Genomic DNA, 20,407 nt, shown 5'->3' with positions numbered 1-20,407 from the left:
GCGCCGCGCTAATGCAGCGCCTTGATCAACGCCCCCACCATCGTCTGCGGCCGGTAGCCGAGTTTGGCCGGCGTCAGCCCCAGCCGCACCACCACCAACTGCTCCGAGGGAATGATGGCAACTGTCTGCCCGTCATGGCCTTCCATCCAGTACGTGTCCTTGGGCAGGCCTGCCGCGACGCCGGCGCCGGGGTTTTCCTCATCGCCCGGGGCCTCGATCCACAACTGACCCTTGCCATAGACCTTCGAGGCGGATGCCGGCTCGCGCATCCAGTCGACGAAACCGGTTGGCAGGATCTGGTTGCCGTTCCACACCCCGCCCTGCAGCAGGAATTGGCCGAAGCGCGCCCAGTCATGCGCGGTCGCGTAAAGATAGGACGAGCCGACGAAGGTGCCCTGCTCGTCGGTCTCGAGCACCGCGCTATGCATGCCAAGCGGCTCGAACAGGGCGTTGCGCGGCCATGTCAGCGCCTTGGCCTTGTCGCCGACCGCGTCCTGCCAGAGCCGCGACAGCATCACCGCCGTGCCGCTCGAATAGGAAAACTGTTTGCCGACCTCTGCAGCCAGCGGCTTGGATTCGGCAAAGCCCGCCATGTCCGGCTCGAGATAGAGCATGCGCGTGACGTCGGCGACGTCACCATAATCCTCGTTGAACTCCAGCCCGCTCGACATCGCCATCATCTCGGCAAGGCTGATGGCGGCGCGGCCGTCCGCCTTCCACGGCGCGAACAGGTTTTTGTCGTCGAAAGCCATCTTGCCGTCCTTGACCAACGTACCGACGATGGCGGCGTTCACCGTCTTGGTCATCGACCAGCCGAGCAGCGGCGTTCTGGCGGAAAAGCCATCGCCATAGCGCTCGGCGACGACACGGCCATTCTTGACCACCACCACCGCCCGCATGCCGGTGCCGTTCAGCGCCGCATCGTCCAGCAGTTTGGCAATCACCGGATCCTGCGATGCCTCGACCCGCTCGCCTTCCGGCCACAGGTCGCCCATGGTGGCTGCCGACGGCTCCGCCTGGGTCGCGGTCCGCCGCGCCTTGCCGACATCGCCGTCCGGAACCGAAGCGCAGCCAAGCCCGTCGCGGGCGACAGCGACGCTCTTGCCGAGGAACCCGAACAGGCCGGCAGACACCGTTCCCCTGTTCTTGTCCACCGAAACACGCATTAACCGCAGCAGGGGATGCCCGGGCGCCTGCACGTCGACGGCCAGCACCTCATTGGCGTCCCGGCCGGCGATGAAGACATTCGAGCAGACGATCTTGGCCGAATAGCCGGAACCGACGCGGATCAATTCGGGCGGCGCGATGTATAGCCACGCAAACAGCGCGGCGACCGCCAGCACGATCAGACCAAGCAGCCATCTGACGATCTTGACGACGATCCGCATTTATTTCCTCCGGGCCCTGCGCGACCCCTTATGTCATCGATTTGCCGCCATTGCTTCCGCAAATCACAATGCTTGTCGAGCGCCATCAACGGATTATCAACCATGATCGGCGATCACAGGATATGCTGAGCGATGCTGTGGGGCGATCGCTCGGAGGGGGCCCAATCACAAGCCGGCCATCAGGTATAGACCCATCAGCGACCGGCTGAATCCGGCTCGGGAATTGCGATGCGCCGTCTTGCGGGCCTCATTATGCTAGCGCTGCTTGGCGCGTGCTCGACAGTAGACGATCTCTCGCCACTGTCGCCGTCGGCGTCGAGCAGCCCGACGGTCACTGTCCGGGCGCCGCGCTTTGCCGATTCCAAGCCGCATGAATGGGAGAGCGGCGCGCCGTGGAACTATGCCGTCCACGGCACCGATGTTTCCAAATACCAGACCTCGGTCGACTGGCCGGCGGCCAAGGCCAGCGGCATCTCCTTCGCCTTCATCAAGGCGACCGAGGGCGGCGATCGCTTCGATGAATACTTCAACGAGCATTGGACCCGGACCAAAGCTGCGGGCGTTCCCCGCGCCGCCTATCACTTCTACTATTTCTGCACCCCGGCTGCCGTGCAGGCGCGCTGGTTCATCCGCAACGTCCCCGTCGATCGCTCGGCGATGCCGCCGGTCCTCGACATGGAATGGAACCCACAATCGCCGACCTGCAGGCTGCGTCCCGACGCCGCCACGGTGCGCGCGGAGATGACCACCTTCCTCGAGATCGTCGAACGCCACTACGGCAAGAAGCCGATCATCTACACCTCGGTCGACTTCTTCGACGACAACGGCCTGGCGGGGTTTCGCGGCTATCCGTACTGGCTGCGTTCTGTCGCCGGCCATCCACGTGAGAAATACGGCAGCCACCCCTTCACATTCTGGCAGTACACAGGAACCGGGATCATTCCGGGCATGACCGGCAAGGCCGACATCAACGTCTTCAACGGCAGTGAAGCCACCTGGAACAAGTGGCTGCGGCAGAACACCCATTGAACCGGTTCAACGGCAGCGAGTCCGTCCGAGATAAGAAGCTCCGCAGAACACCGTTGTCGCCAGTGCAACGGCACAGAAGCCGGCGGAATAAGGGGCTGCGGCACAAGAACCGTTGACACAGGGCCTGCCGCCTGCTTTTCGACACAGCCAGCGGTGAAGAGTGCAACCGCCGGCAATTCAGGGCGTTGGGCCTCCGGGGGAGCACAACAACTGCCCGCTATTCGTTTCGAGAGGAAGCTGATGCGACTGCGTTCCAAAGTCCTCGCGGCTGCGCTGACCCTGTGCGCCACGGCCTTGCCGGCGATGGCGCAGGAATGCGGCGGCGACTTCGAATCCTGGAAGCAGGGCGTCGCCGCGGAAGCCAAGGCGGCCGGCGTCGGCACTGTCGGTCTCGACGCCCTTGAAGCGGCAACCTTCGACGACAAGGTGTTGGCACGAGACCGCGCCCAGGGCGTCTTCACCCAAACCTTTGTCGAGTTTTCCAACCGCATGATCTCGGCCTATCGCCTGAAGCAAGGTGCGGCGAACATGAAGAAATACGCGGATGTCTTCGCCCGCGCCGACCAGCAGTTCGGCGTTCAGGCGCCGATCATCGCCGCCTTCTGGGCGCTGGAGACCGATTTCGGCGCCGTGCAGGGCGACTTCCACACGTTGAGCGCCCTGGTGACGCTGTCGCATGATTGCCGACGCCCGCAACTGTTTCGGCCTCAGTTGATACCGCTTCTGCAATTGATCGATCGCGGCGTGTTGCCGGCCGATGTCAGGGGCGCCTGGGCCGGCGAGATCGGCCAGACGCAGATCCTGCCCTCAGATTATCTGGCACGCGGCGTCGACGGCGACGGCGACGGCAAGATCGACCTGCGCGGCAGCGTGCCCGATGTGATCATGACCACCGCCAACAAAGTGCTGTCGCGCGGCTGGAAACGCGACCAGCCCTGGATCCAGGAAGTCCGCGTGCCCGAAGACATGCCGTGGGACCAGACCGGTCGCACCAACAAGCTGCCGCTGTCGCAGTGGGCGCAATGGGGCGTCACCTACCCCAGCGGCGCGCCGCTGGTCGACAACGGCCTCAAGGCAGGCTTGGCGCTACCGATGGGCCGTAAGGGGCCCGCCTTCCTCGCTTATGACAATTTCGACGTCTACCTCGAGTGGAACCAGTCCTTCACCTATGCGCTGACCGCGGCCAACCTCGCCGCCAGGTTGGCGGGAGAAAAACAGTTCGATCCGCGCAATCCCGAGACTGGCCTCAACAACGAGCAGATGAAGGCGCTGCAGACCAAGCTCGAAGCCAGGGGCTACGATGTCGGCACTGTCGATGGCATTTTGGGTACCAACACCCGCGAGGCGATCCGCAAGGAGCAGATGCGGCTAGGCCTGCCGGTGGATGGCTGGCCGACGCCGGAGCTTTTGGGGAAATTGTAGCTCCTCTTCCTTCTCCCCCTTGTGGGAGAAGGTGGATCGGCGCGTAGCGCCGAGACGGATGAGGGGTGTTCCAGCGGAGTGAGGCGTTGGCGTTCCCTGGACCACCCCTCATCCGACCTCGCTTCGCGAGGCCACCTTCTCCCGCAAGGGGAGAAGGAAGAAACTTAGTCCGCCATTGTCTCCAAACTCGCAAACCCCTGCGGCGCGTCGCCCTCGTCGAACGGCGTCGTCACCTCGACGAAGGTGTCGGGGTAAAAGCCGTTGAAGCGGGTCCGCAGCGACAGCGAATAGGCGCCGATATGGCCGATCTCGATCCAGTCGCCGGTGTCGACCGTTTCCGGCAGCCAGAATGGCCGCGACAGGATGTCGACGGAATCGCAGGTCGCCCCGCAGACCTTGAACGGCACGATGTTCTTTTCCTCGCCATTGCGCGAGCGGATCGCCGGATCAGGAATGAAGCGGGCCGGCAGCGTGATCTTTCCGGTCCATGAATCCGACAGCGACGCCCAGATGCCGTCATTGATGTAGAGCCGCTTTCCCTTGCGCAGCAGCACCCGCACGATCAGCGACAGGCAGCGCGCCACGATTACGCGGCCCGGCTCGGCCACCAGCGGCATCTGGTCGAACTGATACTCTTTCAGATCGCCCGAAAGCCGCGACATGATCTGGCCGAGCGACGGCATCTCGATCTGCTTGCGGTTGGGGTCATGGCCGTATTCGGCGGGGAAACCGCCGCCGACGTCGAGCCCGGCAATATCGAAGGTCAGCCGGTTGCGCACCCAATCGGCGGAAGCCAGTGCCCGCTCATAGGTGTCGGGATCCTCGATCTGACTGCCGACATGGAAACACAGGCCAACCTTGTAGCCGGTGCGGTTCAGCCGCTCGGCCAGTTCGACGGCATAGGCCGGCCCGGCGCCGAACTTCTTCGACAACTCGTAAGCGGCATGGCCCTTGGTCTGCACCCGCACGAACACGCTGATCGAGCCCGGATCGATGTCGAGCGCCCGCACCACTCGCGTCAGCTTGGTGATCTCGTCCTCATGATCCAGCGAAATGACGCGGATGGCGTATTTCTCCAGCGCCAGCTTGATATCCGACTGCGCCTTGACCGGATGCATGTAGAGCATCTCGGCATCGGGAGAGACGGCACGCACGGCGGCGAACTCGCCCGGCGACGCGACGTCGAAAGCCTTGACGCCGGCTTCGACCAGCGTCTTCAGCACGATCTGCTCGCCATTGGTCTTGACCGCATAGGCGGTCTTGCCCGGGAACATGCCCATGAACTGCCTGGCATCCGCCATCAGCACCTGCGGGCGGAAGCAATAGACCGGATCGTCCGGGCGAAGCGCCAGTGCCGCCTCGCGGGCATTCTCGAATCGCTGCATCGACGAATCCTTGATCTAGCCTGCGCACAATTAATCCAAGCTAGCGGCTAATGAAAACAATTCTGTGTCTCGTACGGCTGACGCTGGGGCGCTAGGTCTTGGCGGCAGGCGTTTGCCATCAATCACGTTTCGGGTGGCCCTTGTCTCCGAACCGGATATGGCTTCTGCCTGACTGGCATACGTCTGGGAGGGCGACTCACATGGCAATGGCCGCGACATCCGCACCACGCGGACCGATGGTGCTCAAGGATTGGGGGCAACTCCTGCTGCTCGGCGCGATCTGGGGCGGCTCGTTCTTCTTTGCGCGCATCGCGGTGGCGGAACTCCCCCCGCTGGTGCTGGTGCTGTTTCGCGTCGCCATCGCCGCGATTGCGCTGCAGATCTATCTCGGTCTGCGTGGCCCGTCCTTTCGCCTCGCGCTTCCGCATGCCGGCCTGTTCTTCCTGCTGGCGCTCACCAACAATGTCGTGCCCTTCTCGCTGATCTTCGCCGGCCAGACGGAGCTCGGAGCCGGGATCGCCTCGGTGCTCAACGCGACAACGCCGTTCTGGACGTTGATCCTCGCCAACGCGCTGACATCGGACGAAAAGCTGTCCTGGAACAAGCTCGCCGGCATTGCGCTCGGCATCGCCGGCACGGCTGTCATGATCGGCCCCGGCCTGCTTGCCGGGCTCGGCGGCCCGGTCTGGGCCAAATTCGCGCTGATCGGGGCGTCGCTGTCCTATGCCGTCGCGCTGATGGTCGCCCGCCGCTTCACGGGCGTGCCCTCGCCGATCATCGCCACCGGACAGTTGACGGCATCGACCATCATCATGATCCCGATCGTGCTCTTTACCCACGGTCCATCCGGGTTGTTTTCGGCCTCGCCCCCGGTCTGGACGGCGGTGCTGGCGCTGGCGCTTCTGTCCACTGCCTTCGCCTACATCATCTATTTCAACCTCGTCGCCTCGGCCGGCGTGACCAACGCTTCGCTGGTCACGCTTGTCGTACCGGCCAGCGCGATGCTGCTCGGCTTCCTGTTCCTTGGCGAGCGGCTGGAGCTGTTCGAAATCGGCGGCGTGGTGCTGATCGCGCTCGGCCTCGTCACCATTGACGGGCGGCTGTTCGGCCGACGTTAGAGCGCCGCGCGTCCACTGGACGCGCAAAGGATGCTCTAACCACCCAATTGCCCCCCGCATCGCGAAAGTTGAATTCGGCTTCCGCAGCGGTAGCGCTGCCATGACACGGCAGCGACACGAGTCGGCCACATTTTATTCACAGGCCTGAAGCTGGTTTTTGCTTAGGAGTTTCAAAGCCTAACGGCAAAAGACATGTCGCGGATTTCACAATCACGTCGCAATGCAGCACATTTTCCGCTTGCCTGTGGCACAAATGAACCTAGACTCCGTGACATAGCTCTTTAAGAGGAGGCTATGTCATGGGACTTACGAGGCCTATCAACGCATTGATGATCTGTGCTGCGTTCGCCTTTATCGGAGCCCTTATTATGGGCTTCCTTCCCTGACCGCCAAAGCGGGGAAGACCAGCACCCAAATAGTCCAACCAATTCAAAAGGCCGGGTTTTTCCCGGCCTTTTGTCGTTCAACCCACTCTCATGCCGCAGCTGATCCGGCGGCCGCCGCCTCGTGCGAGCGGATGCCGATCATATGACAGATGGCAAAGACCAGATCGGCGCGGTTCATGGTGTAGAAGTGGAAATCGCCGACACCGCGCTCGACCAGGTCCATCACCTGTTCGGCCGCCACCGCCGACGCCACCAGCGCATGCGTCTGCGGGTCCCGGTCGAGGCCTTCGAAACGCTCCGCCAGCCAGCCGGGCACATGCGCGCCCGCCCTCGCGGAAAAGTTCGCGACCTGCTTGAAACTGTGAACCGGCTGGATACCCGGCACGATCGGGATGTAGATGCCGGCGCGGCGGACGCGCTCGACATAGCGCTCGTAGAGATCGTTGTCGAAAAAGAACTGCGTGATGGCACGCGTCGCGCCATTGTCGACCTTGCGCTTCAGCATCTCGATGTCGGTGGCGAAATCGGGGCTTTGCGGATGTTTTTCCGGATAGGCCGCGACGGAGATGTCGAAATCAGCAATCGCTTTGAGCCCGGCGACCAGCTCCGCGCCGTTCTCGTATCCACCGGGATGCGGCCGATACGGTCCGCCGACGCCGGAAGCCGGATCGCCGCGCAGCGCCACGAACCGGTTGATGCCGATCGATTTGTAATCCTGGATGACCGCGTCGACCTCGTCGCGCGTTGCCCCGACACAGGTCAGATGCGCCGCTGCAGGAATACCGGTTTCCGTCAGGATGCGCTTTACAGTGCGCGCGGTGCGCTCTCGCGTCGAGCCGCCGGCGCCGTAGGTCACCGAGACGAATTTCGGCTTCAGCGGCTCCAGCCTTGTCACCGTCTCCCACAGCCTCGCTTCCATCTCGTCGGTCTTCGGCGGGAAGAATTCGAAGGAAACCCTGACCTTGTCGCCAATGTCGGGGCGGCGGGAAAAGCGGAACTGGTTCATCAGGCGGTTTCCCTTATCTGCCTTGTGTCGTTGGAAGGATCGGCGATCAAGAGGCGCCGGTCGCGGCCAAGCCAGAGTTTTACGGTGAGCCTGGCCTCGTTGCCGCCGCGCGGCTCGAATTCCTGACTGTCTTCAAGATCGAGGCCGGCTTCCGAAAACCAGTCGGCGATCTGCCGGTCGGAAAAGCCGAGCCGCATATGCGCGTGCTCCTCACGCAGGAATTCCAGCGCATGCGGCGCGAAATCGACGATGACCAGGCGTCCGGCCGGACGCAAAAGCCGCGCCGCCTCGTGGATGGCACGGGCGGGATCGTCGAGGTAGTGCAGCACCTGATGGATGGTGACGAGATCGAAGGCATCGCGCTCGACCGGCGGCGCGAAGATGTCGCCCTGCCGAACCTGCGCATTCGAAACGCCGGCCTTGTCCAGATTGGCGCGCGCCACGGTCAGCATCTCGCGCGACATGTCGATGCCGACACCACGCCGATAAAGCGGCGAGAAGATTTCAAGCAGCCGCCCGGTGCCGGTGCCGAGATCGAGCATCGACTGGAACGGCCGCTTGCCGACCAGTTTCAGCATTGCGGCTTCGACGGCGCGGTCCGGCACATGCAGCGATCGGATATGGTCCCAGCTTGCCGCATTCACGGAAAAATACGCGACCGCCCGGTCCTGCCGCTTGCGCTTGACCGAGGCCAGGCGCTCAAGATCGCGTTCGACCTGCGGATCGGCGCCGCGAATGCCGGAAACCAGCCCCATGACGAAGTCACGCGCGGAATCCGCATCCGACAGGCGAAAGAAGGCCCACGACCCTTCCTGATAGCGGCCGATCAGTCCGGCCTCCAGAAGCAGCTTCAGGTGCCGCGAAACGCGCGGCTGCGACTGGCCGAGAATTTCGGTAAGATCGGAAACCGTGAGGTCACCGCGCGACAGAAGTGCCAGTATGCGCAATCGGCTGGATTCGGCCGCCGCCTTTAACGTATCCACCATAGTGTCGAGCGAGACATGCATCAGCGTATTCTCTTTGAAAAGATATAAACATATGTTTATGTCGATTTTAGCGACCTTGCAAGCGCTATGTCGCTTCCGGACAAGAAAATGCCGCTTGTGTGGCGTTTTAAGAGACGTGGACCATGACTGAAACGCGTGAGATGTTCGAGGCGCGCGAAGGCGAGCAGAGGCTGGAGAACGATCCGGCCTTGATGCCGCCTGATGGCGGGATCGTCTTCATCGGCCGCATTGCCTCGCCATGGACGACGCGCGAAACCTGCCCGAAGAACATGCGCGCCGCGCGCGAGACCGGGCAGAAGGCGGTGCTGACCATCGACACAGCCTACCGAAGTGGCCTGCAGGGGCTGGAGCGCGCCAGCCACGTCATCATCCTATCCTGGCTGCATCATGCGCCGCGGGACCTGATTGTGCAGAAACCGCGCCATGCCGCTGAAGCGAAAGGTGTATTTTCGCTGCGCTCCCCTGCCCGCCCCAACCCCATCGGGCTGCACATCGCCAGGCTCGTCGCGCTCGACCAACACACCGGCCGCATCGACCTCGACGGTATCGATGTGCTCGACGGCACGCCGGTCATCGACATCAAACCTTATTTCGTCTCGACCGACGCCATAGCGGAAGCGACCATCGAAGGGCGGGACGAGCCCGATCGGACCCGGCGATGACAGCGCCGACCGGCCGCCGCCGCGCCATCGCCAAGGCGCTGACCGCTCTTCTGCCGCTGGCGCCCTATGCCGACATGGAGAAGATCCGCGGCGACGCCGGCGCGGTCCACATGAAGACCTTGCCGCCGGGCATCGCCGTATGGTTGGCGACGATTGCCCATATCCGCCACATGCACACCGATTACGAAAAACTGCTGAGCGAAGGCTATGACCGCGACTCGGCGCGTTTCTTTGTCATCGAGCAGACCAACATCGTGCTCACCCGCTGGCGCGCAACCCGCCTGCTCGACGCCGACGACGAGGAGGAATGACCACGGCTACTTCCGCTTCAGCACGGCGACCGCATTGTAGGGCTGGCCATCGGCGTGGCCGACCCAAATCCAGGACAGATTGCCCTTGTAAAACCTTACGGTGATGTTGCCGCCGTCGATGCACTTGTCCTGACCGTAGGTGATGCTCTCGTGGTATTCCGCCGAAATGTCGTCCCTTGATCTCTGCGACAGCGATCCGCCGCAGCCGAGCGACGGATAATCGATCGACGCGCTGCCATCGTTGATGGTCATGACGATCGCCCAGTCGGCGCCGGCTTCACCGGCCGGGCTCTGGTGGCCATTGCCTACCCAGGTGCCGCTCAGCGACGGCACGTTCACCGCGCAAGGCACATTCTGGAAGGTCGCCGTCAATTCGCCGCCGGTTTTCTCGCAGCGATAGGTCTGGCCGCTCTGGCACAATTCCTCGCCTTCGCGCGCGCACTGGGCGCGGGCGTCGCCCGCAGCGGCGAACATCATCATTGCCGCTGTGACGGCCCCAAACCTACCCATTTTCCCCTCCCGTTCAGACCCGGAACGATAGGGCAATCGCGATCGAATGTATCGGCCAGATCGTCATGGAGGCCGAACAGCGCCGGGCGGGTGGCACTATGCCTTCTGCCCAGCGCCGCTAGCCTCTCGCCTGCGTGACAGGAGGCCCCGATGAGCCGGACAATGGCAACACAGGACGAGAAGCAACTGCCCGTGGTTGGCGACCGCCATGTCGACCCGCACTCCTATCCCGAGGGCGTCGCCTTCCTCGATGGCCAATACCTGCCGATGTCGCAGGCCAAGATCTCGGTGCTGGACTGGGGTTTTCTGCATTCCGACGCCACCTACGACACCGTGCATGTCTGGAATGGCCGCTTCTTCCGCCTCGATTTGCATCTCGAGCGCTTCTTCGGCGGGCTGGAAAAGCTGCGCATGACCATTCCCTTCGATCGCGACAGCGTGACAGAAATCCTGCACAATTGCGTGGCGCTGTCCGGTCATCACGCCGCCTATGTCGAAATGCTGTGCACACGCGGCGCCTCGCCGACTTTCAGCCGCGACCCGCGCCAGGCGGTCAACCGCTTCATGGCGTTCGCCGTGCCGTTCGGCTCGGTCGCCAATGCCGAGCAGTTGCAGCGCGGCCTGCGTGTCGCCATCAGCGACAAGATGCGCATTCCGCCGGCCTCGATCGACCCGGCGATCAAGAACTACCACTGGCTCGATCTGGTGCGCGGCCTCTACGATGCCTATGATCGCGGCGCCGAGACCGCGTTGATCCTCGACTTCAACGGCAATGTCGCCGAGGGTCCGGGCTTCAACGTCTTCTGCGTCAGGGACGGCAAGCTGTCGACGCCTTCCATTGGCGTGCTGCCGGGCATAACCCGCCGCACCGTCTTCGATCTCTGCGCCGAACAAGGTCTTGCCGCCACCGCGGCCGATGTCAGCGTCACTGCATTGCGCGAGGCCGACGAGGTCTTCATCACCTCGACCGCGGGCGGCATCATGCCGGTGACCGAGATCGACGGCGCGGCGATCGCCAACGGCAAGGTCGGACCGATCACCAGCCGGCTGATGGCGCTCTATTGGGAGAAGCACGAGGATCCGGCGTGGTCGTCTCAGGTGAATTATCCCTGATAATTCAGGCGTCTTTTTCGAAAGATTCCGGTCGCCTCTGGAAAATCAGAGGACGGACCGTATATGCCCGAAAGCGGAGAAGCCTCCGCTTTCACGCAAAATCACGCCCGCAGGGGCAAGGACTCCAAGATCATGACATCAAAGGTTTGGTTCATCACCGGATCGTCGAAGGGCTTTGGTCGCGTCTGGGCCGAGGCTGCACTCGCGCGCGGCGACAGCGTCGCGGCCACCGCCCGCGATGCCGGCACGCTCGCCGATCTCGTCGAGAAATACGGCGACAGGATTGCCGCGATAAAGCTCGACGTCACCGACAAGAAAGCCGTCGATGCCGCAGTCGCCGAGGCGCACAAGCGTTTTGGCCGGCTCGACGTCGTCGTCAACAATGCCGGCTACGGCCATTTCGGCGCCATCGAGGAGGTCAGCGAACAGGAAGCTCGCGACCAGATCGAAACCAATGTCTTCGGCGCGCTGTGGGTCACTCAGGCCGCACTGCCGATCATGCGGGCGCAGCGTTCCGGCCACATCATCCAGATTTCGTCGATCGGCGGCGTCAATGCCTTTGCCTCGCTCGGCCTCTACCACGCCTCGAAATGGGCGCTGGAGGCCTTCAGCCAGTCGCTGAGCATCGAGGTCGCGGAATTCGGCATCCATGTGACGCTGGTCGAACCGGGCGGCTTCTCCACCGACTGGGCCGGCCCGTCGGCCAAGATCTCTCAGCCGATCGAGGCCTATGCGCCCGCCCGTGCGAAGATGGCAGAGCGCCGCGCCAATTCCGTTGCCGGCGATCCAGAGGCCACCGGGCCGGCGATGCTGGCCATTGTCGACGCCGCCGAGCCACCGCTCAGGGTGTTCTTCGGCGACGGCGGCCTGCCGATGATACGCCAGGAATACGCCAACCGACTCGCCACATGGGACAAGTGGGACCACGTTTCCGTTATGGCGCAAGGCGCCAAGAAGAACCGCAAAGCTAACGCCTAGTGAGCTTGGCTACGCCGCCACGGCGGCGTAGCTCCTGCCCTCTGGTTGCCGCACAGCTATGCCGAATAGATCCACTGCTCCGGCACGCGCACCGAGATTTCTTCGCGGACCCTGACCGTTCCGGGCTTCTCGACCCAGGCGACGACGCCGCGCAGCCGTTTCGCGACTTTTGGGAACAACAGCGCGCCGGCTTCGACGTCGGCCATTCCGGCGTTTTCGGCGAGCGACCGGCCGGCGATGCGGCAAGGTCCGTTCTGTGCGTCAATCTTGATGGTGACGCCGCCCTTGAAGAACAGCAGCGTGCCGGCCGGCAGCATCGAGAGGTTCGGCACCCCTTCGATCACAAGATTGGCACCGATCCACTCCGGCCTGATCTCGGCCAGGCCCATGCGTTGGGCAACAACCGCCAGTTCGTCCGCTGCCACTATGGACAATTGCCGTTCGTTGCGCATTTCGGTGCCGCGCGGATACCAGGGCTCGCGCCCGCCCGCGCGGCGTGTCGGTCCGGCATGAAAATCGCCTGCTATGCCATCGAAATCCAGCAGCAATTCGTCCACCGGGCGCGTCTGAAAATGATCCGCCGGCGCCACGTAAAGCGCTGCCGCCTTGGCGGCAAGCTTTCGCGCGGGGATGATTTCGATCGGCTTTTCAGCCTCGGGGAAGAGATCCAGCATGGCGTTCTTTTCTCTCGTCATCCAGCGAATTAGCCGGGCGGACTTCGCGGCGTCCAGTCGAAAGTGCTGATCGTCCGATCAACGTCACCGATGGGATGGCGATCGCCAGGCGAGTGCCGTTCGCACCAGCCTAACGCAACAAGGCGTATTGAGCGCCAAAGTGTATTCCGAGCACAGGAACGGAGCGTACTTTTGGGTACGTGAGTTCAGCCCTACCGCGACGCGGGGAAGCGTAGCCATTCGCCGGGCGGCCTCACCTGAATATCGACATAGCTAGAGCATCCGCAGCAGCGCACCGCCTATCGAATACCCCGCGCCAAAGGCGCAGATCAGGCCGAAATCGCCAGGCTTCATGTCGGCGTGGTTTTCCGACAGCGCGACGATGGCGCCGGCGCCCGCCGTGTTGCCCAGCCGCTCCAGCACCATCGGCGCGCGGTCGTGGTCGACCTCGTGGCCGAACGACAGTTTCAGGATCATCGCATTCATGCGTGCATTGGCCTGATGCAGCCAGAAGCGCCTGATCGCCTGCGGCGTCAGCCCGTGCTCGGCCAGGAATTCGACGATGAATTTCTGCCCGGCAACGGTGACTTCCTTGAACACCTTGTTGCCGACCTGCTTGATCAGATTGCCTTCCAGATTGATCATGTAAGGATCATCCTGGGCGGTGCGGGTGTGATAGCCCAGATTGGTGCGGATGTTGTTCGACATCTGCGTCCAGACGCGCGTGTCGAGCACTTCGAAGCGCCCCGGCCGCTTGTCGCCCTTGGCCAGCCCTTCGACCACCATCGACACCGAAGCGTCGCCGAAGATGAAATGCGTCTGCCGGTCGCGAAAATTGAGATGGCCGGTGATGATCTCGGGCGTCGTCACCAGAATGCGCTTGTGCGCGCCCGACCGCACCAAATTGACGGCTATGTGCAAGGCGGCCGCCGCCGAAGAACAGCCAAGCCCCATGTCAAAGCCCGCGCCCTTCGTCCCCAGCGCCTCCTGCATTTCGATGGCGATCGCCGGATAGGGCCGCTGGTGATGCGAGGCCGAGCAGATCACCAGGTCTATATCCGACGGCTGCAGCCCGGCATGGTCGAGGGCCTTCTTCGCCGAGGCTATGCCGAACTCGGCCTCCAGCGACAGCGCATCGTCGGGCCGTGCGGGAATGCGCGGCGCCATCCGAGTCGGGTCGAGGATGCCCTCGCGCTCGATCACATGACGGGTGCGCACGCCCGAGGCGTGGACGATGAAGTCGCTGTCCGATTTCGGCAGCGGCGGCTCGCCAGTATCCTGGCGACGCGCGTTTTCCAGGTCGACCCAGGCATTGAAGCTGGCGACCAGTTCTTCATTGGTGATTGTGGGTTCGGGGATTTCAACGCCGATGCCGCTGATGATGACGCGATGCATGTCCAGTCCGTCCCATCCGCAGGCGCTGCGGCTTCATGTGGGCGCCGGAACGCTCCGGCGCAACAGTTTTCTCACCGAGGCGGTTTACGCCGGCTTAAACCAAAGATCTGGGCCGACTGAAGCCGATCCCTCGACATGGCCACAGCCAAAGCCAAGCGGCCCTAAGGCGCCGCGCGACATGGATAATCAAGCTCGTTTTGCGACAATGAAAATGCGCGGAAAGGGCAAGAGCACCTTGCCATCAGCCGTCTTTGGATAGGCCTTGGCGATCTTGGCCGTGTAACATTCGAGGAACATCGCCCTCTCCTCGGCATCCAGCGGATCGAGGAACGGCTTCAGGCCCGTCGATTTCACCCATTCGACGATCGCCTGCGCGTCGGCAAGCGGATGGTTGTAGATGGTGTGCCAGATATCAAGCCGGTCGCTGAGCGGCGACAGCAGGTCATAGTAGAACGACACCGGCGGCAACGGCCCGCGTGCCGCGCCCTTGAGCTTTTCGGCAAATGGCATTTCGGCGGCGGTCTCCCGCATCAGGCGGTGGGAGTCCTCGCCCAGATTGTCGGGCATCTGGACGGCAAGCGCACCGCCTGGGGCGAGGAAGCCCATCAGCCGCTGGAACACCGCCGGATGGGTAGGCAGCCATTGGAACACAGCATTGGCGAAGATCACGTCGACCGGCTCCGCCGGCTGCCATTCGGAGGCATCGGCGAGATCAAAGGTGACCTCGGGCAGGCGCGCCCTCGCCTTCTCGATCATGTCGGGCGAAGTGTCGAAGCCGCTCACCTGGGCATCCGGCCAGCGCTCGACAAGCAGTTCGGTCGAGTTGCCAGGCCCGCAGCCGATGTCGACGACCCGGCGCGGGAAGTCCACCGGCACCTGCGCGACCAAATCCCGCGCGGGCCGCGTGCGCTCGTCTTCGAATTTCAGATATTGGGCGGCGGACCAATCAGCCATTTGAGCTCCTCATGCTGGTTGAGATCGCCGCCCTAAAACCCCTTACCGCGTCAGCCTCTTGTAGGTCATGCGGTGCGGGTTGACGGCATCAGGCCCGAGGCGACGGATCTTGTCCTGCTCGTAATCCTCGAAATTGCCTTCGAACCATTCGACATGGCTGTCGCCCTCGAAGGCGAGGATGTGCGTCGCCAGGCGATCAAGGAACATACGATCGTGCGAGATGATGACGGCGCAGCCGCCGAAGTTTTCCAGCGCGTCTTCGAGTGCCGCCAGCGTTTCGGTGTCGAGATCGTTGGTCGGTTCGTCGAGCAGCAGCACATTGCCGCCGGTCTTCAACATCTTGGCCAGATGCACGCGGTTGCGCTGGCCGCCGGACAGATTGCCGACCTTCTGCTGCTGGTCGCCGCCACGGAAGTTGAACGACGCGCAATAGGCGCGCGTGTTGGCCTCGAACTTGCCGAGCTTGACCACTTCGGCGCCGCCGGAAATCTCTTCCCACACCGTCTTTGACGGATCGAGCGCATCGCGGCTCTGGTCGACATAGCCGAGCTTGACCGTTTCGCCGACGCGGACCGAGCCCGCATCCGGCTTTTCCTGGCCGGTGATCATGCGAAACAGCGTCGTCTTGCCGGCGCCGTTCGGGCCGATGACGCCGACGATGCCGCCGGGCGGCAGCTTGAATTCCAGGCCGTCGATGAGCAGCGTGTCGCCAAAGCCCTTCGACAGGCCTTCCGCCTCGATCACCACATTGCCGAGCCGCTCGCCATGCGGAATGACGATCTGCGTATCGCTCGGACGCCGCTTGTCGGCTGCATCCAAAAGATCCTGGAACGCCTGGATACGCGCCTTGGACTTGGTCTGGCGAGCCTTCGGGCTCGACTGGATCCATTCGCGCTCGCGGCCGATGGCGCGCTGGCGGGCATCGTCCTCGCGGCCTTCCTGCTTGAGGCGCTTGGCCTTGGCTTCGAGGTATTTGGTGTAGTTGCCCTCATAGGGAATGCCGCGGCCGCGATCGAGTTCGAGGATCCAGCCGGTGACATTGTCGAGGAAGTAGCGGTCGTGGGTGATGATCATCACGGCGCCCGGATAGGCACGCAGATGCTTTTCCAGCCACGCCGTGGTCTCGGCGTCGAGATGGTTGGTCGGTTCGTCGAGCAGCAGAAGGTCGGGCTGGCGCAGCAGAAGCTGGCAAAGTGCGACGCGGCGGCGTTCGCCGCCCGAAAGCTTGGTGACCTCCGAATCCTTGGGCGGGCAGCCCAGCGCTTCCATCGCCATCTCGACCTGCTGTTCGAGATCCCAAAGGTTGAGCCGGTCCATTTCGTCCTGGAGCTTGGCCGACTCGTCGGCCGTCTCGTCGGAGTAGTTCATCATCAATTCGTTATAGCGTTCGATGACGGCGGTCTTGGCGGCGACGCCTTCCATGATATTTTCGAACACGGTCTTGTCCGGATCGAGCGCCGGCTCCTGCGCCAGGTAGCCGACAGTGGCGCCTTCGGCCAGCCAGGCTTCGCCGTTCCACTCCTTGTCGAGCCCGGCCATGATCTTGAGGATCGTCGACTTGCCCGAACCGTTGGGGCCGAGGATGCCGATCTTGGCGTCGGGATAAAAGGAGAGATGGACATTCTCGAGCACCTTCTTGGTGCCATAGGCCTTGTTGAGGCCGGCCATGTGATAGATGAACTGGCGTGCCACGCGCGCTTTCCCTGAAAAAACTGACTGGCCCAGAAAACTGACTGGATCTGTCGAATTGAGTGGAGGTTGGCCGCTATGTAGGCGATGCGGCGGCGAACGGCAATCGCTTTTGCCATACCTGCCCGGTCACACGCGGAAGTGTCCGCCAATCGCCGAAGTTTTCCACCAGCACGAAGCGTGCTGAAATCTCCGGTTAACTCTTCGGCGTCAAAACAGGGTCGGAGTGGAATCGCTCACTATCCGCGATTTCGAGAAAGAGATCGGGTCGACGGCATTGCTGAACAGTTTCCTGCTCCTTGCCGAAGCGGTCGTCTACTTCAGCGTCATGGTGACGCTTTTCCGCTTCAGACGGCGTATCGGCCTCGGCGTATTCGTCTGCGCGCTCGGTGTCATGCACTTCCTCGAGACCTATCTCGCCAGCGTCTTTTACGTCGCTCTGCCGTTCGGCATGGTCTCGCCTGGCTCGGCGGTGCTGTTTTCCGGCAAGCTGGTCATGCTTTTGCTGCTCTATATGAAGGAGGACGCTGCAACCGTGCGTCAGCCGATCTACGGCCTGCTGCTCGGCAATGCGCTGATGATCGGGCTGGTGCTGCTGCTGCGCCTGCACACCATCGCGGCACTTCCCGACGGGAGGCTTCCAGACATCGGCTTCATCGACCAGATGGGCTGGCTGATGGTATGGGGCACGACGCTGCTGTTCGTCGATGCCATCCTGATCATCCTGCTGTACGAAAAGCTTGGTCGGTATCTTCGCAAGGCGCCGTTCGCGCGCATCCTGATTTCCGTCGCTTGCGTGCTGACCTTCGACCAGGCCGGTTTTTTCACCGCCCTGCATTTCGTTGCCGGCGCGCCGATGGCCGTCTTTTTCGGCGGCTGGTTCGCCAAGATGGCGGCGGCGGTGACCTTCAGCACCATGCTTGTCGCCTATCTCAAATGGTTCGAGGAGCGCCAGGTCACGGCGCCGCGCGGACTGACCGATATCTTCGATACGCTGACCTATCGCGAACGCTACGAAGCGCTGGTGGAACATGTCGGCCGCGACGGCCTGACCGGCCTGCTGCACCGCGGGCGCTTCGACGCCGACGGTGAAGCCGCCGTCCAGACCAGCCTGCGCACCGCCAGGCCGCTCAGCCTGCTGATCATCGATGTCGACCATTTCAAGTCGATCAACGACCGTTTCGGCCATGCCGAAGGCGACAAGGTGTTGAAGGCGGTCGCTGCCCTGCTTGGCGAGGCGGCAAGCGCTGAGGACCAGGTGTTCCGCATCGGCGGCGAGGAATTCGCCATCCTCAGTTCTCGTCCGCACTCGGTCGCCAGGCTGTTCGGCGAAAGCATTCGCCACGCGGTCAAGGGCTCGGCCGCCACCAGCCGCTTCGAGCTCACCGTCAGCGCCGGCGTTTCCAGCGTCAGCGAAACCACGCGCTGCCTAGCCGACCTGTTCGCGCTTGCCGACCAGCGTCTCTACAAGGCGAAGTCGACCGGCCGCGATCGCGTCGTCGGCGAGCCGGGCGGCCACGAAGCCGACACGGCCGCTGCGTGGACCAAATCCGCACAGATTTAGTTCGTTACGACTTCCTCTGCCGTCGAAAGCCCGTCACGGTTGAAACCGCCATCAGCGCGATCGCCAGCCATTTCAGCGCCGTGATAATCGGCCCGGCCTCGATATCGTAGGCAATGAACAGCAGGATGCCCGGCACCAGCAGGCCGCATAGGATCAGCATGATGCGGTTGATCTGCCACGAGACTTTCGACGCCAACGCCTCGTCGCCGGGCGCGGAAACAAATGCTGCTCGCATCGTCTTGCCGCCGACCAGCATGGCCGAAAGACGCATCGAGATCGGCAGGCCGAGCCCGATGATCAAGAAAGCGCAAGCGGCCAGCAGCGAGGAGAATTTCAACGCGCTGGTGTCCGCCGGCACCGGAAACAGCAACGTCGCCAGCGGCAGGAAGGCGCCGAAAATGCCGATCGCCGCGATAATGATGAAGATCACCGCATTGACGATCGTGAACAGCTGGTACGTGCCGACGCCGATCGGTTCGGAGAGCGTTCGCATGCGTGCCCATTCGGCGTCGGTATACGAAAAGCCCGGCCATTCCATGCGGGCATCGTTTATCGAGACCATGCCCTTGGCCCAGAAAGCCAGCCGCGCCAGCGCGCTGCTCGTCATGTCATCCATTGCCGCCCCCGCCAGAATGATGCGCTCGCAGCATAGCACCAGGGCACGGCAGGGCGACAGTCCGGTACCTCTGTTGAGAGTTACTGGAAGCCGATCGCGTCGACATTGCCTGTCGGGCAACCGGCCTTGTTGGTCGGCACCGAAGCCAGCAGCAGATCCTTGAGCGCGCTGTTCGGGCCGATCGGACCGGCGAGACCGAGCGTCAGTTCGCCGATCAGCCGCCTGCCGCTCGACGGATCGATGACGCAGGACACGCGCACCCGGTCACCTGCCCCCGCGCCGAAGGCGCTGTCGAAAGCGCCGCGGATCTGGTCCGCCGTCAGCTTTCCACCGATGTTCTTGGCAAAGAGATCGCGCACCGGCGAGCTGTTCACCGCACGCATTAAATTGAGCGCGTCGGAGAAATAGTCCTGCTGGCTCTTGCCGTAGCAGGTGCCGTGCTTGATCCATTCATGCCGCTCGAGGTGGGAGGCCGTTCCAGGCATCACCTGATCGAGCTCCGTGCGGGTGTTGGCGTCCAGATTGACCGGCGGCAGGTCTTTCCAGTGGGCCGGATTGTCGTTGGCCTTGTCGCTCGCCGTCGCCTGGCAATAAAAATTGCCGTTCGGCTGCGGCCACAATCCATGCAAGGTGAAATGCGTCGCGTCGAAATCACCGGCGTTCTGCGCCTTGCATTCCGTCTTGTTCGACTTTGTCTCGCAAAACGCCGGCTGCCAGCTCAGCGCGAAGACGTATTCGGGTTTTCCCGACGCCGCCGGCTTGCCTTGGTCGTCAGGTGCGGCCGGCACGGTCGCCGCGCTGCTGCCGGAAACGTGGCCGCAACTGACCTTCACCCAACGGCGCTCCGGATCGGCGCCCGGAACCAGGATAAGGTAGTGCGTCGGCGCATCCTTGTTGCCAGCAAGCAGCTGGTAGCTCTTCCCGGCATCGGTCGAGACATTGCCGGGGTTCTTGCCGTTCTTGATGGCTTGCGTTGCCGGACAGGCAGCGTCGGCGACAAAGCTGCCGCTCATGTTGACGTCGGCACGCGCCGCCCCGGCCAGCGACGCCGCCAGCATGGCCAATCCGAAAATGACAGCACTACGCATGGAAAATCCCCGGCTGGACAAGTGGGCGACAGACTGAAGCTGTCTCCATGTCAGAATTGCGATATTTTGCTGGCCAAACGCAAGAAACATCGTCGCGAAAAGCGGGTTTGCC

The 20,407-nt window shown here is 63.0% G+C and carries 19 protein-coding genes; 8 read left to right on the top strand and 11 right to left on the bottom strand.

Going from position 1 to position 20,407, the window contains the following annotated elements; all coding sequences use genetic code 11:
• Nucleotides 1-8: 8 nt before the first annotated feature.
• Complete coding sequence (locus tag EJ079_RS20755) at nucleotides 9-1,388, bottom strand: serine hydrolase (RefSeq protein ID WP_127809980.1); 1,380 nt, start codon at nucleotides 1,386-1,388, stop codon at nucleotides 9-11.
• A 228-nt stretch (nucleotides 1,389-1,616) separates the two neighbouring features.
• On the opposite strand from EJ079_RS20755, the gene EJ079_RS20750 reads away from it, so the two are divergent.
• Together EJ079_RS20750 and EJ079_RS20745 are read left to right on the top strand one after the other, a co-directional pair.
• Nucleotides 1,617-2,417 (top strand): GH25 family lysozyme, encoded by an 801-nt coding sequence (locus EJ079_RS20750; RefSeq protein ID WP_127809979.1) that lies wholly within the window; start codon nucleotides 1,617-1,619, stop codon nucleotides 2,415-2,417.
• 240 nt (nucleotides 2,418-2,657) lie between these two features.
• On the top strand, nucleotides 2,658-3,839 hold the full coding sequence (locus EJ079_RS20745) for a lytic murein transglycosylase (protein WP_127809978.1): 1,182 nt from the start codon (nucleotides 2,658-2,660) through the stop codon (nucleotides 3,837-3,839).
• 164 nt (nucleotides 3,840-4,003) lie between these two features.
• Here the strand turns inward: EJ079_RS20745 and EJ079_RS20740 are convergent, their stop codons facing one another.
• Nucleotides 4,004-5,224, bottom strand: a complete 1,221-nt coding sequence (locus EJ079_RS20740; RefSeq protein WP_013530936.1) for an alanine racemase — start codon at nucleotides 5,222-5,224, stop codon at nucleotides 4,004-4,006.
• Nucleotides 5,225-5,424: 200 nt separating this feature from the next.
• On the opposite strand from EJ079_RS20740, the gene EJ079_RS20735 reads away from it, so the two are divergent.
• Nucleotides 5,425-6,342: a DMT family transporter gene (locus EJ079_RS20735; RefSeq protein ID WP_127809977.1), complete on the top strand. Its 918-nt coding sequence runs from the start codon at nucleotides 5,425-5,427 to the stop codon at nucleotides 6,340-6,342.
• Nucleotides 6,343-6,816: 474 nt separating this feature from the next.
• Here EJ079_RS20735 and metF read toward each other — a convergent pair whose 3' ends face one another.
• A complete protein-coding gene (gene metF / locus EJ079_RS20730) occupies nucleotides 6,817-7,734 on the bottom strand; it encodes a methylenetetrahydrofolate reductase [NAD(P)H] (protein WP_023813165.1) in 918 nt (305 codons plus the stop codon).
• Complete coding sequence (locus EJ079_RS20725) at nucleotides 7,734-8,741, bottom strand: metalloregulator ArsR/SmtB family transcription factor (protein WP_023813166.1); 1,008 nt, start codon at nucleotides 8,739-8,741, stop codon at nucleotides 7,734-7,736. Before EJ079_RS20725 ends, metF begins: the two co-directional genes overlap by 1 nt.
• A gap of 122 nt (nucleotides 8,742-8,863) precedes the next feature.
• On the opposite strand from EJ079_RS20725, the gene tsaA reads away from it, so the two are divergent.
• Nucleotides 8,864-9,403 carry a tRNA (N6-threonylcarbamoyladenosine(37)-N6)-methyltransferase TrmO gene (tsaA, locus tag EJ079_RS20720; RefSeq protein WP_127397162.1) on the top strand — a complete coding sequence of 180 codons (540 nt, stop codon included), beginning with the start codon at nucleotides 8,864-8,866 and terminating at the stop codon, nucleotides 9,401-9,403.
• Nucleotides 9,400-9,714, top strand: coding sequence for a DUF2293 domain-containing protein (locus EJ079_RS20715; RefSeq protein ID WP_127322835.1), 315 nt, complete (start codon nucleotides 9,400-9,402; stop codon nucleotides 9,712-9,714). The genes tsaA and EJ079_RS20715 overlap by 4 nt, the downstream gene beginning before the upstream one ends.
• A 6-nt stretch (nucleotides 9,715-9,720) precedes the next feature.
• Here the strand turns inward: EJ079_RS20715 and EJ079_RS20710 are convergent, their stop codons facing one another.
• Nucleotides 9,721-10,224 carry a hypothetical protein gene (locus tag EJ079_RS20710; protein WP_127809976.1) on the bottom strand — a complete coding sequence of 168 codons (504 nt, stop codon included), beginning with the start codon at nucleotides 10,222-10,224 and terminating at the stop codon, nucleotides 9,721-9,723.
• Between the two features lie 150 nt (nucleotides 10,225-10,374).
• Between EJ079_RS20710 and EJ079_RS20705 the strand changes: the two genes are divergently transcribed.
• Together EJ079_RS20705 and EJ079_RS20700 are read left to right on the top strand one after the other, a co-directional pair.
• Nucleotides 10,375-11,337 carry a D-amino acid aminotransferase gene (locus tag EJ079_RS20705; protein ID WP_127809975.1) on the top strand — a complete coding sequence of 321 codons (963 nt, stop codon included), beginning with the start codon at nucleotides 10,375-10,377 and terminating at the stop codon, nucleotides 11,335-11,337.
• A gap of 132 nt (nucleotides 11,338-11,469) precedes the next feature.
• On the top strand, nucleotides 11,470-12,315 hold the full coding sequence (locus tag EJ079_RS20700; RefSeq protein WP_127272444.1) for an SDR family oxidoreductase: 846 nt from the start codon (nucleotides 11,470-11,472) through the stop codon (nucleotides 12,313-12,315).
• Nucleotides 12,316-12,371: 56 nt separating this feature from the next.
• Here EJ079_RS20700 and EJ079_RS20695 read toward each other — a convergent pair whose 3' ends face one another.
• The 4 genes from EJ079_RS20695 to ettA form a co-directional block, all read right to left on the bottom strand.
• The gene (locus tag EJ079_RS20695) at nucleotides 12,372-12,989 is read right to left on the bottom strand and encodes an MOSC domain-containing protein (RefSeq protein WP_127809974.1); all 618 of its coding nucleotides are present in this window, start codon (nucleotides 12,987-12,989) and stop codon (nucleotides 12,372-12,374) included.
• A gap of 273 nt (nucleotides 12,990-13,262) precedes the next feature.
• Entirely contained in the window at nucleotides 13,263-14,384 is a 1,122-nt protein-coding gene (locus EJ079_RS20690; RefSeq protein ID WP_127272443.1) for a beta-ketoacyl-ACP synthase III, read from the bottom strand.
• A 186-nt stretch (nucleotides 14,385-14,570) separates the two neighbouring features.
• A complete protein-coding gene (tam, locus tag EJ079_RS20685; RefSeq protein WP_127398949.1) occupies nucleotides 14,571-15,338 on the bottom strand; it encodes a trans-aconitate 2-methyltransferase in 768 nt (255 codons plus the stop codon).
• 42 nt (nucleotides 15,339-15,380) lie between these two features.
• Complete coding sequence (gene ettA, locus EJ079_RS20680; RefSeq protein ID WP_027034974.1) at nucleotides 15,381-17,030, bottom strand: energy-dependent translational throttle protein EttA; 1,650 nt, start codon at nucleotides 17,028-17,030, stop codon at nucleotides 15,381-15,383.
• A gap of 274 nt (nucleotides 17,031-17,304) precedes the next feature.
• Between ettA and EJ079_RS20675 the strand changes: the two genes are divergently transcribed.
• The gene (locus EJ079_RS20675) at nucleotides 17,305-18,591 is read left to right on the top strand and encodes a GGDEF domain-containing protein (RefSeq protein ID WP_127811377.1); all 1,287 of its coding nucleotides are present in this window, start codon (nucleotides 17,305-17,307) and stop codon (nucleotides 18,589-18,591) included.
• Nucleotides 18,592-18,595: 4 nt separating this feature from the next.
• On the opposite strand, the gene EJ079_RS20670 is transcribed toward EJ079_RS20675, so the two are convergent.
• Nucleotides 18,596-19,207 carry a hypothetical protein gene (locus EJ079_RS20670; RefSeq protein WP_127809973.1) on the bottom strand — a complete coding sequence of 204 codons (612 nt, stop codon included), beginning with the start codon at nucleotides 19,205-19,207 and terminating at the stop codon, nucleotides 18,596-18,598.
• 80 nt (nucleotides 19,208-19,287) lie between these two features.
• Nucleotides 19,288-20,295: a ribonuclease gene (locus EJ079_RS20665; protein ID WP_127809972.1), complete on the bottom strand. Its 1,008-nt coding sequence runs from the start codon at nucleotides 20,293-20,295 to the stop codon at nucleotides 19,288-19,290.
• Nucleotides 20,296-20,407: the final 112 nt, after the last annotated feature.

This window comes from Mesorhizobium sp. M7A.F.Ce.TU.012.03.2.1 (assembly GCF_004006095.1).
Classification (GTDB): Bacteria; Pseudomonadota; Alphaproteobacteria; order Rhizobiales; family Rhizobiaceae; genus Mesorhizobium.
The sequence above is the reverse complement of the archived record's forward strand: the minus strand, read 5'-3'. Positions and strand labels throughout refer to the sequence as shown.

What these genes read in the sequence shown, in the direction of transcription:
- EJ079_RS20755 (WP_127809980.1), bottom strand. Translation starts at nt 1,388, where the DNA reads ATGCGGATCGTCGTCAAGATCGTCAGATGGCTGCTTGGTCTGATCGTG.
- EJ079_RS20750 (WP_127809979.1), top strand. Translation starts at nt 1,617, where the DNA reads ATGCGCCGTCTTGCGGGCCTCATTATGCTAGCGCTGCTTGGCGCGTGC.
- EJ079_RS20745 (WP_127809978.1), top strand. Translation starts at nt 2,658, where the DNA reads ATGCGACTGCGTTCCAAAGTCCTCGCGGCTGCGCTGACCCTGTGCGCC.
- EJ079_RS20740 (WP_013530936.1), bottom strand. Translation starts at nt 5,224, where the DNA reads ATGCAGCGATTCGAGAATGCCCGCGAGGCGGCACTGGCGCTTCGCCCG.
- EJ079_RS20735 (WP_127809977.1), top strand. Translation starts at nt 5,425, where the DNA reads ATGGCAATGGCCGCGACATCCGCACCACGCGGACCGATGGTGCTCAAG.
- metF (WP_023813165.1), bottom strand. Translation starts at nt 7,734, where the DNA reads ATGAACCAGTTCCGCTTTTCCCGCCGCCCCGACATTGGCGACAAGGTC.
- EJ079_RS20725 (WP_023813166.1), bottom strand. Translation starts at nt 8,741, where the DNA reads ATGCATGTCTCGCTCGACACTATGGTGGATACGTTAAAGGCGGCGGCC.
- tsaA (WP_127397162.1), top strand. Translation starts at nt 8,864, where the DNA reads ATGACTGAAACGCGTGAGATGTTCGAGGCGCGCGAAGGCGAGCAGAGG.
- EJ079_RS20715 (WP_127322835.1), top strand. Translation starts at nt 9,400, where the DNA reads ATGACAGCGCCGACCGGCCGCCGCCGCGCCATCGCCAAGGCGCTGACC.
- EJ079_RS20710 (WP_127809976.1), bottom strand. Translation starts at nt 10,224, where the DNA reads ATGGGTAGGTTTGGGGCCGTCACAGCGGCAATGATGATGTTCGCCGCT.
- EJ079_RS20705 (WP_127809975.1), top strand. Translation starts at nt 10,375, where the DNA reads ATGAGCCGGACAATGGCAACACAGGACGAGAAGCAACTGCCCGTGGTT.
- EJ079_RS20700 (WP_127272444.1), top strand. Translation starts at nt 11,470, where the DNA reads ATGACATCAAAGGTTTGGTTCATCACCGGATCGTCGAAGGGCTTTGGT.
- EJ079_RS20695 (WP_127809974.1), bottom strand. Translation starts at nt 12,989, where the DNA reads ATGCTGGATCTCTTCCCCGAGGCTGAAAAGCCGATCGAAATCATCCCC.
- EJ079_RS20690 (WP_127272443.1), bottom strand. Translation starts at nt 14,384, where the DNA reads ATGCATCGCGTCATCATCAGCGGCATCGGCGTTGAAATCCCCGAACCC.
- tam (WP_127398949.1), bottom strand. Translation starts at nt 15,338, where the DNA reads ATGGCTGATTGGTCCGCCGCCCAATATCTGAAATTCGAAGACGAGCGC.
- EJ079_RS20670 (WP_127809973.1), bottom strand. Translation starts at nt 19,207, where the DNA reads ATGGATGACATGACGAGCAGCGCGCTGGCGCGGCTGGCTTTCTGGGCC.
- EJ079_RS20665 (WP_127809972.1), bottom strand. Translation starts at nt 20,295, where the DNA reads ATGCGTAGTGCTGTCATTTTCGGATTGGCCATGCTGGCGGCGTCGCTG.